The organism is Haloprofundus halophilus, assembly GCF_003439925.1.
Taxonomy (GTDB): Archaea; Halobacteriota; Halobacteria; order Halobacteriales; family Haloferacaceae; genus Haloprofundus; species Haloprofundus halophilus.
On sequence record NZ_QQRR01000002.1, the window covers coordinates 385,118 to 396,756 of the forward strand.

Genomic DNA, 11,639 nt, shown 5'->3' on the forward strand with positions numbered 1-11,639 from the left:
GAACGGGTTAATGGGACATTCCTCCCGTAATTTAATGGTCTTTGCTAGCAGATATCTTACCAACGCATGCGCCCACGACGAAAACGAGGCGAGTCGAATCGGGACGAGAGAACGACCGAACGAGACACTCAGGAATGAGCACAGAACCGGTTTCGCTGGACTTGGACAGGCGGTCCTTCCTCAAGGCGAGCGCGCTCGCGGGTGCCGTCGCTCTCGGCGGGGGCGGTGCCGGACAGGCGCTCGCCCAGAGCGAGGAGGGTGAGACGGACGGCACCGACACGGAGGGGGAACTGACGAAGACGATCTGCAACTTCTGCGCGGTCGGTTGCGGCTTCCGCGCCGAACGGAAGGGCAACGCGTTCGTCGGACAGGAGCCCTGGCACGAGAACCCCATCAACAACGGGTCGCTCTGCTCGAAAGGGGCGGCCATCTACGGGAGCGAACACTCGCCGAAGCGGCTGAAACATCCGCTGAAGAAGGTCGACGGCGAGTGGCGGAAGATCTCCTGGTCGCAGGCGTACGACGAGATCGCGAGCGAACTCGAGCGCATCCGCGAAGAGTACGGCCCGGACAGCACGATGTGGCTCGGCAGCGCGCACCACTCCAACGAGGAGGCGTACGCGTTCCGGAAACTCGCGTCGCTGTACGGGACGAACAACTGCGACCACCAGGCGCGCATCTGCCACTCGACGACGGTCGCCGGCCTCGCGAACACGTGGGGCTACGGCGCGATGACGAACACTATCAACGACTACCGCAACTTCGACCTCAACATCATCATCGGGCAGAACCCCGCCGAGGCGCACCCGATTGCGATGCAGCACATCCTCGAAGGCCAGCGTCGCGGCGGCACCATCGCCTCCGTCGACGCGCGCTTCACGAAGACGTCGGCGCACGCCGACCACTTCTACCGCATCCGCCCGGGGACGGACGTGGCGCTGATGATGGGGCTGATGTACTACCTGCGCGAACAGGACGAACTCGACCGGGAGATGCTGAACGGACGGGTGAACGGCTGGCCGGACATCGACCGCAACCTCGACCAGTACGACCTCGAAACCGTCGCCGACATCACGTGGATAAGCGAGGAACAGATACAGGAGTTGGGCGACCTCGTCATCGAGAACAAGCCGAACGTCCAGATAGAGTGGGCGATGGGCGGCACCCAGCACAACAACGGGACGCAGAACATCCGGTCGTACGCGCTGGCGAGTCTCGCCTCCGGCAGCGCCGCCCGCAGCGGCGGCGGCCTGCAGGTGATGCGCGGGCACGCGAACGTCCAGGGGGCGACCGACCTCGCGGTTGCGAGCCACATCCTGCCGGGCTACTACTCGGTGTCGTCGGCCGGGTCGTGGCAGTACTGGGCCGACGTCTGGTCGCAGAGTCCGTACACGAGCGGCAGTATCAGCTTCCGCGAACTGTACGACCGCTACGACCTGATGCCGAGCGATCAGTACGCCCGACAGGACGAGTACGTCAACTACGACAAGTCGTCGAACCCCGACGAATCCAGCGCCGCGGGCCCGAGCGACGACGAAATCGACGACTCGTTCCCGAGCGAGCGCTCGATGATGTTCCAGAACGGGCTGACCGTCGCCCGGTGGTTCGACGCCGCGCTCCCGCAGGAACAGCGACTCAACGAGACGCCAATCTACCAGCCGAACCCGGTGAAGGCGGCGTTCTTCTGGGGCCACTCGGCGAACTCCATCAGCGAGATGGAGCAGATGCGCGACGGGATGGACCTGCTCGACTTGCTGGTCGTCGTCGACGTGTTCCCCTCGCTGGCGTCGGTGATGGCCGACCGCTCCGACGGCGTCATCATCCTCCCGGCGGCGAGTCAGTACGAACACTACCGTTCGCTGACGAACTCCCACCGGTCGGTGCAGTGGAGCGACCCGGTTCGCAACCCCTCGCACAACACGAAACCCGACCTGCAGATAATGCAGGAACTCGCCGACCGACTCGGCTTCGGCGACCACTTCGACTGGGGAACCGGCCCCGAACTGTACAGCGGCAAAAGCACGTATCAGGACGTGCTCCGGGAGATCAACCTCGGCGTTCGAACCATCGGCTATCAGCAGGACCCCGAGCGACTGGAGAGCCAGCGCGAGTACGACTGGGCGTTCAGCACCGAGGACCTGAAGGCGACCCAGGGGCCGCACGAAGGCGAGTTCTGGCAACTCCCGTGGCCCTGTTGGGGCGAGGGCCACCCCGGCACGCCCATCATCTGGACCGACGACTTAGACCCCAACGAGGGCGGCCACGACTTCCGCGCCCGGTGGGGGACGACCGCGCCGAACCCGCAGGAGTGGAACGAGATGACGACGCCCTCGCAGGACTACCCGCTCCGAGCGACGTTCGACCAGCAGGGCGAGGAGGGGTTGAACCTGCTTCGCGACTCGTTCAACCCCGACTGGTGGAACGGGTCGGGGCCGATTCGCGGCGTCCCGCAGTATCCCGGCTTCACGACGACGCTGCCCGAAGATTTGGAGAACGCCGACGCGCCGAACCTCCCGACGCGGTACGCGCTCGACCCGACGAAGTCGGTGCTCGACGCCGCGCGTGACATGAACGAGCGCTTCGACTGGGCGGAGTTCGACCTCGACGACTACCGCCCCTACGACTTCAAACAGCCGGACCCGCCGACGGGTCGGGCGAAGGCTCGCGCGGTCGCGTGGAACTTCCTCGACCCGATTCCGGTCCACCGCGAACCCATCGAGAGTCCGCGACCGGACCTCGTCGAGCGGTGGCCGGCGAACGGCCAGCAGCGGAACTTCTACCGCCTCGACCAGGACAACGCGACGGTCCAGGAAGATGCGACGCGGAAAGCCGCCGAGAACGGCTTCGACGTCATCATGACGACGGGACGGCAGGTCGAACACCAGGGCGGCGGCTCCGAGAGCCGCTCGAACATCTTCCTGGCGGACCTGCAACCGCACATGTACGCCGAGATAACGCCGAACATGGCCGAGGAACTCGGCGTCGACGGCGGTGACCTGGTCGTCGTCTCGACGACCGACCGCGGATCGATTCTCGTGAAGGCGCGGGTGACGAACCGCCCGAACGACCGCGAGACGTTCCTCCCGTTCCACTGGGGCGGCGTCTGGCGCGGCAAGAGCTTAGAGGAGCGCTACCCCGACGGGACGGTACCGTTCGCGCTGGGCGACAGCGTGAACCTCATCACGTCGAAGGGGTACGACGTCGAGACGCAGATGCAGGAGACGAAGGCGGCGATGGTGAAGGTGCGGCCGGCGACGCAGGAACTCGTCGACGAACTCAACATGGGCGTCGACCTGTCGGCGCTGGAGTTCCCGCAGGACCGCGACAACGTCGGGACGCAGAAGGACTTCGACGTCCGCGACTCGAAAACCGTCCAATGAGGTGATACGATGGCCACAAACAACACGAACGAAACGAAGATGTCACAGGGTGTCATGAGCGTCGGCGAGGACGCGCGAATCTTCCCCGACGTGGAGGCGTGTATCGACTGCGGCGGCTGCGTCGTCGCCTGTAAACGGACGTGGGACGTCCCGCGGGACGAACAGCGAATCAGCATCTCGACGATGCTCGAAGGCGAGGAGGCGGCGGCGGGACTCAACGCCCACAGCGCGAAGGCGCTCAGGCAGGGCCAGAACCCCGGCGAGACGAGCGTGCCGATGCAGTGTTACCACTGCGAGAACGCACCGTGCGTCTCGGTCTGCCCGACCGACTCGCTGTTCAAGAAGGAGAACGGGTTCGTCGAGGTCCGCGACGACCTCTGCGTCGGCTGTCAGTACTGCCTGTCGGCGTGTCCGTTCGGCGCGCCGCAGTTCCCCGACGCCGACGAGGGCGCGGCGAAACTGTTCGGCACCGGCGGCACGATGGACAAGTGTACGATGTGCGAGGAACGCCAGGACGTCGGCAAGGGTCCGGCCTGCGCCGAGGAGTGCGCCACCGACGCGCTCCTCGTCGGCACCGCCGGTCAGATAGCCGAGGAACTCGACAAGCGCGGTAGCGCGTCGTTCTTCAACTCGGAGGCGATGGAGATCATCTTCGGCGAAGACGCGGAGGCGTTCTGATGAGCCGCTCGCTGCCGGAGACGCGCGACTACAGCGGGCTGGCCATCGCCGTCAACGCCCTCGTCGCGATCGCGGTCACCGCCGTCGTCGTCTGGTGGGCGTCGGGGTTCGCGTACAACGCCGAGACGCTGTTCCGCGTGGCTCCGACCGTCGAAGCCGGCGGTATCGGCGCCGACTGGCGCGCCGGGAACACGATTCCGGCGCTCGACTTCCTCATCGCGTTCATCCACGCCGCCGACGTGTTGATGGGACTCGGCATCCTCGTCATGTTGTTCGTCCACTGGGGCGCGTTCCGCCGCCTCGCCTCGCGGATGCGACAACCCGGCGAGACGGCGCGCTACGACTCGGACGCGGACGCCGTCGCCGACGGTGGTCGGACGGCGGCCGACGCGACCGCGGCCGCCGACGGGTCCGTCGACACCGATGGTTCCCCCGGTGACCGAGGGGGTGACGGCCGATGACGAACTTGGACCACGGGAAGTTCACCCGGATGACGACGACGTTCCACACGCTCTTGGCGCTGGACGTGTTCATCCTGTTCTTCTCGGGCTACGGCCTGATGTTCAACGACGAACTCTGGTGGCTCGTCACGCTGATGGGCGGTAGCACCGGCGTGACGGCGGTCCACCGCATCGCGGGACTGGCCCTCGTCGCGCTCATCGTCTTCTGGGTGCTGATGATGCTGACGACGAGCACCGGCCGCGGCAACTTCCGCGAGATTCTGATGGGTCCCGACGACGTCGCGGCGGCGATTCAGGACTTCAAGTTCGTCCTCGGGATGGCCGACGAGCGCCACCCGAACGCCCGGCAGTTCGCGGGCTACAAGTCCGACGACGTGCCGCTACTGTCGTACATCGGCAAGGGCGTCATCTACATCTTCTCCATCGAACTGACGCTGCTCACCATCTCCGGACTGCTCATCTGGAGCAAGACCGGCGTGATGCAGTACTTCGCCACGAAGACGGCGGCGATGGCGTTCGTCGTCTTCCACGGCCTGCTCGGCGTCATCATGCTGATGGGCGTGATGTTCCACATCTTCGAGCACGGTTTCCACCCGGCGTTCTACCCGGTGGAGGTGAAGGCGTTCATCCCCCGGAAGCTGATTCCGGAGGAGCACGCCGACACCGACCACGACTCGACGGGTATCAGCCAACTCACCCTCGCGCCGTCGTGGGGGTGGGCGACGAACGTCATGGGCGTACTCACCGTCATCGGTATCGTCAGCGTGCTCGTCGGGAGCATCTTCGACGAGGGCTACCCCGTGCCGCGCGAACTCGTCGTCGGCGGGGGTCCGACGGACCTGCTCTTGACCGTCGGCATCAACGTCGGCATCCTCGTGCTGTTCATCGGCATGGCGCTGCAGATGTACGGCAACCTGCTTCGCGTCCGCTGGCAGAAGCAGCTGGAGCAGGAGGCGCGCGCGACGGCGACGACGGACGGTGGACAGGTGAATCAGCCGAACGACGACTAGCGACCTTTTACCCTGCGCTCGGGCAACTACGTTGCCCTCGCTCGGTAAAAGCTCGACCAAAAGCACTCGTCACTTACTTCAGCCGCTTCGCGGCTTCCGTTCGCTCCTCGGCCGAGAATCGCGGAGCGATTCTCGTACAACAAGAACAGGACCCGGTTGCTCGGCAACCGACCTACGTACTGTCGAGGGCTACTACCGTTTGAGAGCAGTCACTCCTCGTGACCCGTCGTCGGAGACAGCCGCCGAAACACGGGAACGAACGGCTTCAGCAGGAGAGCCGCGGCGACGAGAAAGACCAGAAGCGCCCCGCTATCGGACACACCGAACTCCATCGCCCCGAGCGCGACGGCTCCCGCAACGACGAGATACACCCAGAACGCGACGACGACGGGGACGTACCCGTGCGTCGGAGCGGGTGTTTGGTACATATCTACGAGTTCGTCCACCCTCGGATAAGTTTTCTGTCCGAACTGTTCGGATAATTCACTCGGTACGCGGTGTGTCTACGCTTACGCCGAGAGCAACTCCGCGCCCTCGGTGGAGAGTTCGACGGTCACGTCCTGTCTGGTGTGCTGGCTGATCTGGTCGATGTTGCGCGTCAGCACTTCGAGGACGTCCTTCGGTTCGGGGTAGACGAGCATGTTGCCGTCGTCGTCCTCCATGACGAGTTGGGTGTCCGAGAGCGAAATCTGGTCGTTCTCGATGCGGGCGACGATGGCGCGCAGTTCTTCGGCGCCGCCGGGGTCGCCCTCCTCGACCATCGTCACGTACAGCGAGTCGAGACCGATGAGGTCCTTGTACTCGCGGACGCGGCGGGCGCAGCGCACCATATCCTTCGTGACGGCCGTCTTCTGCGGGTTGCCGTGTTCGCCCTCGAAACAGTGCTTGCACACCCGGAGTTCCATCCGCATAGTTCACCTCTACCATCGACTCCGATATATGTTGGCACGTCGGCGACTCGCGGGAGTCGCGCCGAGTCGCCGCGTCGCTCCCGCGACTCGTCGCCTCCGGGTCGCCGTACCGTTTTTGTGTCCAGCATGCGAACTATTCGCATATGGCCGGAATCCTCAACACGGTGTACGTGGTGGCGGTACTGCTCGTCGCGATCGGCGGCGTCGGCGGCGTGATGTGGCTGACGCGAGACTCCAACCCGGACCCGCGTACGTCGTCGACGCGGCTCCGAAACGCCTCGAACGCGCTCATCGTCGCCGCTATCGGTATTTTCCTGATTGCGATGGCGGCGAACCTCCTGCTGTGACGCCGGCCAGTGTAACGCTCGGCGGCGCGAACCGCCTCTCCGCACACCTTTTTACCGATTCCACGCCTTCTGCGACTATGCAACTCGAACTGCGGTTCTTCGCGACGTTCCGCGAGGCCGTCGGACAGAAGACTATCGAGCGCGAGTACGACGGGGACCGCACCGTCGGTGACGTTCTCTCGGCGCTCGAAGCGGAGTTCGGCGGACTCGAGGGCCAGTTGCTCGAAGACGGCGACCTCAGACCGCAGATAAACGTCCTGAAGAACGGGCGCGAGGTGCTCCACATGGAGGGAATCGAGACGACCATGGAGGACGGCGACACGCTGAGCGTCTTCCCGCCGGTCGCCGGAGGGTGAGATGAGCGACGCCACCAACGAGACGAAAACCGTCGAGAAGTCGTTTCGGGGCATCTCCGAGCGCCTCGCCGCCCACTACCTGACGAACCTCGGCGGCGAACGCGTCGAGGACGACCGCGTCGTCGGCGACGACTGGGAGGCGACGCTCTCCTCGGAGAAAGTCGACATCGGGCCGACCCTCGACATCACCGAGGTGACGCTCGTCTTCGAGGGCGACGCCGAGACGCTCGACCCGCTGATAGAGCGGTTCTCGCAGAAAGCGATGCGCGCCGGCGGGTAACCGTGTCCGAAGACCACGGGAACGGCGAAAGAGACGCGGGCGCACCCCCAGACGACGCCGAACCGACCGTCGTCGATATCGAAGACGTCCCCATCGAAGGGCAGGTTATGCTCGTCGCGGGCGCGAAGGCGAGCATCCCGCCGGAGCGGCTTCCGGCGCTTCTCACACGAACGCAGGCGGACCTCGGCGGCCGGATAGACGACTATCGTCAGCGGTACGAACTCGTCGACGAGACCGACGAGTACGCCGCGTTCTTCGTTCCCGACGACCACTGGGCGGGCGTCGGCGAGCGGCTCGGACTCGACCACCGAGAGACGGACGCGATTCGCCGAACCCACGAGGAGCAGTTGCGTCGAATCGGGCGCTCCGACGGTCGGCGAGAGGAGTTCGACTCGGCGCTCGAAATCAGACAAGTCGCGGTTATCGGCCTGTAACCGCCGAGACTCGACGCTCGGAGTCGGCGGTCGAGATAGCCGCCGACGGAGTACGTCCGGACTCGGTGTCGGAGCGGTAGACGTTCATCGGTTCGTTCTGGTCGCTCCCGTACAGCAGCTACCGCCGTCTTCGCTCACGTCTTCGAGAATCACCTGGCCGTCGACTTCGACACCGGACCGACCGATTGCATCCCTCGCCGGCGTGTTTTCCGAATCGCAGTTCATTCGACTCGCTGAGAGAAGAAGGTGACGCCGTTGCCGGATAGACAGGGGTTTCCTATCGGGTGTTCCGAGAGTGTACATGAACGTTCCTACGGAACTTCGGACCGGCGTCCGGGACGTGTTGCCGTTGTTTCTCGGCATCGTTCCGTTCGCCGTCGTCTTCGGCGTCGCCGCCGTCGACGCCGGGCTCTCGGCGGCGCAGGCCGTCGGCCTCTCGGTGTTCGTCTTCGCCGGTGCGTCGCAGTTGGCGACGCTCGACCTGCTCGCCCGCGACGCCGCCGTACCGGTCGTCGTACTCACCGCCGTCGTCATCAACCTCCGCATGCTGATGTACTCGGCGTCTCTCGCGCCGTACTTCCGGTCGCTCGCCGGTCGGTCGAAGGCGGTGCTGGCGTACTTTCTCACCGACCAAGCGTACGCGCTCTCGGTCGCGCACTACGGACCGCTCGGAGAGGCGGAACCGTCGGGCGTCTCCGACCGCCGCTGGTATTACCTCGGCGTCGCGGTGAGCCTCTGGGTCGTCTGGCAGTTGGGGACGGTCGCCGGACTCGTCCTCGGCACCGGCGTCCCCGACGGTTGGGGCCTCGACTTCACCGTTCCGCTGGTCTTTCTGGCGCTTCTCGTGCCGGCGATGAAAGACGTGCCGACGACGGTGGCGGGCGTCTGCGGCGGAGTCGTCGCCGTCGTCGCCGCCGGACTCCCGCTGAACCTCGGGTTGCTCGTCGGGGCGACGGTGGGTATCGTCGCCGGACTCCTCGCGGAGCGTGGTCCTCGATGACGACGTCGTATCCGACGACGACGGTGTGGGCCGTCGTCCTCGCCATCGGCGTGCTGACGTTCGCCATCCGCTTTTCGTTTCTCGCCCTGTTCGGGTCCGGGTCCGCGGGTGGTCGAAGCGGGGCCGGAGAGACCGTCTCGCCGCGAATCCGCGCGGTGCTTCGGTACGTCCCGCCGGCAGTGTTGGCGGCGCTGGTCTTCCCGGCCATCGTGACGATAGAGCCGACAGTCATCGAGACGCTCTCGAACGACCGACTGCTCGCCGGTGCAATAGCGGCAGCCGTCGCCTGGCGCACCGAGAGCGTCATCGCGACCATCACCGTCGGGATGGGCGCGCTGTGGGCGCTACAGTTTTTGCTCTAGGTGGCTAGCGAAAAGGAGTCGGCGACCCGAGTCGAGAAGAGAGCTCCGCCGTTCACGGCGTCGACGAGACGCTCCGCGTCTCGTTCGCAGATCAAAGTTAGAACGCTTCGCGCTCCGAGGACGGGTGTGAATCCGACGGCTGCTCGGACGGCGAGGCGACCAACTCGGTGAGTATCCCGAGATACCGGTGACTGACGCCGTCGACTCGGAGCCCCGCCTCTATCACGACCTGTTCGGGCGTCTGGTTCCACCGACAGCCCATCTGCTCGAAGTGCCACGGCGCGAAGCGGTCCTGCAGCCGCGCCAGCGGTTCGACGCGGCTTCGGCCGTGTTCGAGCAGGAGAATCTGTCCGTCGGGCTCGCAAACCCGGGCCATCTCTTCGAGCGCCGCGACCGGGTCGGGGAACGTACACGTCGACAGCGACGAGACAACCGTGTCGAAACTGTCGTCGCCGAACGGAAGCGCCTGCGCGTCGGCCTCTCGGAGGTCGGCGTCGATGCCGAGTTCGTCGGCCCGCTTCCGCGCTCGCTCCAGCATCTCCGGACTGAGGTCGACGCCGACGACCGAGACGCCCGCGGGGAGGTACGGGAAGTTGGCTCCGGTGCCGCAGGCGACGTCGAGTACGCGACCGCTGGCCCGCGAGAAGAGGCGGTGACGGCTCCGTCCGAGGAACAGCCGGTCGAACGGCTCTGCGCGGTCGAACTGCGACGCGGCGTCGCCGTAGATGCGCCGGAGCTCGTCGACGGACTTTCCGGGTCGCTCCGAGTTCTCTGCGCTCACAGTACGTGATGAGCTACCGAGTACCAAAAATCGTACTGTTGCAGAGATTCGCGGAACAAGCCCACGACTTCGGTCGCGTGATTTCACGGCCGTTCTTCGGACGGCGACTCGCGCTCGCGGACGGCGGCGAACCGCTGTGCGGCGTCGGCGATTCGCTCGAACGCGAGGACGAAGCGGTAGAGCAGGTAGAGCGGTAAAACGGCGACGGCGAGCCAGATGACGAAAAACAGTTGTTGAGCAATGAGTATCGAGTACAGCGCGAGGAAGAAAAACAGGACGAGCGCGACGATTCCCGCGTTCGTCCGTGCCAGTTCGCGGAGGGTCGGAGGGCTTCGGGACATACTCCTTCTGCGGTAGACTCGCTGAAAAAGTTTGCTCGAACAACACTCTCTGTGGCTGTCCGTTTGAGCGAGTCGGCGTGGTCGAATCGAAGCCGACCGCGAGACGCGGATACGACGTAGCGGTCGCTCGAGAACTGGAAAAAGAAAAATCTGGCTCTGTTGAAATCCTCAGAGAGTTACACGTCCACCCGGTAGTTTGATCGGATGCAGACCCTCCCGAAGTCGCGGTTACTCCAGTTTGTTGAGCAGGCATTCCACTTGGCTCAACGAGCTGTCGCCCGCTACTCCTCGAAGTTCTCAAAACGACGCTATACACTCCACCAGCACATCGTCCTCCTCTGTCTCAAAGTTCGGAAGAATACGACATACCGGACGCTTCTCGACGAACTCATCGAGATGCCCCGCATTCGGAGAGCCATCAATCTGGACGAACTCCCGTCACCCTCAACATTGTGTAAAGCGTTCAACCGCCTTGACATGGCCGTCTGGCGGGTTCTTCTCAATCTCTCAGTCACGCTTCTCCCGACCAACGGTGTCGTTGGGATTGATGCATCTAGATTCGACCGCAGTCGCGCCTCAATACACTACACAAAGCGAACGAAGCTGACGATTCAGCAGTTGAAAGTTACACTTCTCGTGGACACGAGAGAGAGTGCGATCCTCGATTTGCACGTGACGACGACGAGAAAACACGACTCGCAGATTGCGCCGTCGCTCATCAAGCGAAATGCTGAGAAAATAGCGACTCTTCTCGGAGATAAGGGATACGACGACCAGAAAATTCGTGCGTTAGCCCGTGATTTGGATGTTCGTCCACTCATCAAACACCGTGAGTTCTCCTCACTTCAGAAAGCGTGGAATGCTCGGCTGGACTCCGACCTCTACGGCCAACGGAGCCAGAGCGAAACTGTGAACTCTCGACTCAAGCGAAAATACGGTGTATTCGTTCGTTCACGACGTTGGTGGAAGCAGTTTCGTGAACTTGCTCTTGCGTGTCTCGTCCACAATCTCGACTGAGCCCTCTAACAATCAGTATAGAGAATACAGTCAGCAAAGCGATGTTCATTCGACGGCGACTCAGAGCATCGCAGCGAGGAAGCTGATTAAATCGATCTAATCCTTCAACACGACTCTGACAGTCAATTGCTGTTGAATGTTTCTGCAGGAATCAGCCCGACAACCAGACCCGAAATGCAAAATAGAAGTCCGAGATGAATCGCTGGATTGAGTTCTATGCTATCAAATATAACTTCAAAAGAATACCCGTAGAACATCAGGGCTATTCCGAACAGTTCTAC

15 protein-coding genes are annotated in these 11,639 nt (G+C 63.8%); 11 read left to right on the forward strand and 4 right to left on the reverse strand.

Annotated elements, in window-relative coordinates; genetic code table 11:
- The first annotated feature begins 134 nt into the window (after positions 1–134).
- Genes DV709_RS11495 through DV709_RS11510 form a run of 4 tightly spaced genes read left to right on the forward strand, consistent with a single transcriptional unit; the run spans position 135 to position 5,529 of the window.
- Positions 135–3,380, forward strand: a complete 3,246-nt coding sequence (locus tag DV709_RS11495) for a formate dehydrogenase subunit alpha (protein ID WP_117594577.1) — start codon at positions 135–137, stop codon at positions 3,378–3,380.
- A 39-nt stretch (positions 3,381–3,419) separates the two neighbouring features.
- Positions 3,420–4,058 (forward strand): 4Fe-4S dicluster domain-containing protein, encoded by a 639-nt coding sequence (locus tag DV709_RS11500; RefSeq protein WP_117595295.1) that lies wholly within the window; start codon positions 3,420–3,422, stop codon positions 4,056–4,058.
- The gene (locus tag DV709_RS11505) at positions 4,058–4,519 is read left to right on the forward strand and encodes a hypothetical protein (protein ID WP_198665711.1); all 462 of its coding nucleotides are present in this window, start codon (positions 4,058–4,060) and stop codon (positions 4,517–4,519) included. The genes DV709_RS11500 and DV709_RS11505 overlap by 1 nt, the downstream gene beginning before the upstream one ends.
- On the forward strand, positions 4,516–5,529 hold the full coding sequence (locus DV709_RS11510; protein WP_117594578.1) for a cytochrome b/b6 domain-containing protein: 1,014 nt from the start codon (positions 4,516–4,518) through the stop codon (positions 5,527–5,529). The genes DV709_RS11505 and DV709_RS11510 overlap by 4 nt, the downstream gene beginning before the upstream one ends.
- 209 nt (positions 5,530–5,738) lie before the next feature.
- Here DV709_RS11510 and DV709_RS11515 read toward each other — a convergent pair whose 3' ends face one another.
- Both DV709_RS11515 and DV709_RS11520 read right to left on the reverse strand, forming a co-directional pair.
- Positions 5,739–5,957 carry a hypothetical protein gene (locus DV709_RS11515; protein WP_117594579.1) on the reverse strand — a complete coding sequence of 73 codons (219 nt, stop codon included), beginning with the start codon at positions 5,955–5,957 and terminating at the stop codon, positions 5,739–5,741.
- An 81-nt stretch (positions 5,958–6,038) separates the two neighbouring features.
- A complete protein-coding gene (locus tag DV709_RS11520) occupies positions 6,039–6,440 on the reverse strand; it encodes a hypothetical protein (RefSeq protein ID WP_117594580.1) in 402 nt (133 codons plus the stop codon).
- A gap of 143 nt (positions 6,441–6,583) precedes the next feature.
- On the opposite strand from DV709_RS11520, the gene DV709_RS11525 reads away from it, so the two are divergent.
- The 6 genes from DV709_RS11525 (at position 6,584) to DV709_RS11550 (ending at position 9,219) form a co-directional block, all read left to right on the forward strand.
- Positions 6,584–6,787 carry a hypothetical protein gene (locus tag DV709_RS11525; RefSeq protein WP_117594581.1) on the forward strand — a complete coding sequence of 68 codons (204 nt, stop codon included), beginning with the start codon at positions 6,584–6,586 and terminating at the stop codon, positions 6,785–6,787.
- 77 nt (positions 6,788–6,864) lie between these two features.
- The gene (locus DV709_RS11530; RefSeq protein ID WP_117594582.1) at positions 6,865–7,143 is read left to right on the forward strand and encodes a ubiquitin-like small modifier protein 1; all 279 of its coding nucleotides are present in this window, start codon (positions 6,865–6,867) and stop codon (positions 7,141–7,143) included.
- Position 7,144: 1 nt separating this feature from the next.
- Positions 7,145–7,423, forward strand: coding sequence for a hypothetical protein (locus DV709_RS11535; protein ID WP_117594583.1), 279 nt, complete (start codon positions 7,145–7,147; stop codon positions 7,421–7,423).
- 2 nt (positions 7,424–7,425) lie between these two features.
- Positions 7,426–7,857 carry a hypothetical protein gene (locus tag DV709_RS11540; RefSeq protein WP_232819735.1) on the forward strand — a complete coding sequence of 144 codons (432 nt, stop codon included), beginning with the start codon at positions 7,426–7,428 and terminating at the stop codon, positions 7,855–7,857.
- A 301-nt stretch (positions 7,858–8,158) separates the two neighbouring features.
- Entirely contained in the window at positions 8,159–8,857 is a 699-nt protein-coding gene (locus DV709_RS11545; protein ID WP_117594584.1) for an AzlC family ABC transporter permease, read from the forward strand.
- Positions 8,854–9,219, forward strand: a complete 366-nt coding sequence (locus tag DV709_RS11550; protein ID WP_117594585.1) for an AzlD domain-containing protein — start codon at positions 8,854–8,856, stop codon at positions 9,217–9,219. Before DV709_RS11545 ends, DV709_RS11550 begins: the two co-directional genes overlap by 4 nt.
- Before the next feature lie 97 nt (positions 9,220–9,316).
- Here the strand turns inward: DV709_RS11550 and DV709_RS11555 are convergent, their stop codons facing one another.
- Together DV709_RS11555 and DV709_RS11560 are read right to left on the reverse strand one after the other, a co-directional pair.
- Entirely contained in the window at positions 9,317–10,000 is a 684-nt protein-coding gene (locus tag DV709_RS11555; protein ID WP_117594586.1) for a class I SAM-dependent methyltransferase, read from the reverse strand.
- A gap of 83 nt (positions 10,001–10,083) precedes the next feature.
- The gene (locus DV709_RS11560; protein ID WP_117594587.1) at positions 10,084–10,341 is read right to left on the reverse strand and encodes a glycerol ABC transporter substrate-binding protein; all 258 of its coding nucleotides are present in this window, start codon (positions 10,339–10,341) and stop codon (positions 10,084–10,086) included.
- A 204-nt stretch (positions 10,342–10,545) separates the two neighbouring features.
- Here DV709_RS11560 and DV709_RS11565 point away from each other — a divergent pair, with 204 nt between their 5' ends.
- The gene (locus tag DV709_RS11565) at positions 10,546–11,358 is read left to right on the forward strand and encodes an IS5 family transposase (protein ID WP_117594588.1); all 813 of its coding nucleotides are present in this window, start codon (positions 10,546–10,548) and stop codon (positions 11,356–11,358) included.
- Positions 11,359–11,639 lie beyond the last annotated feature (281 nt).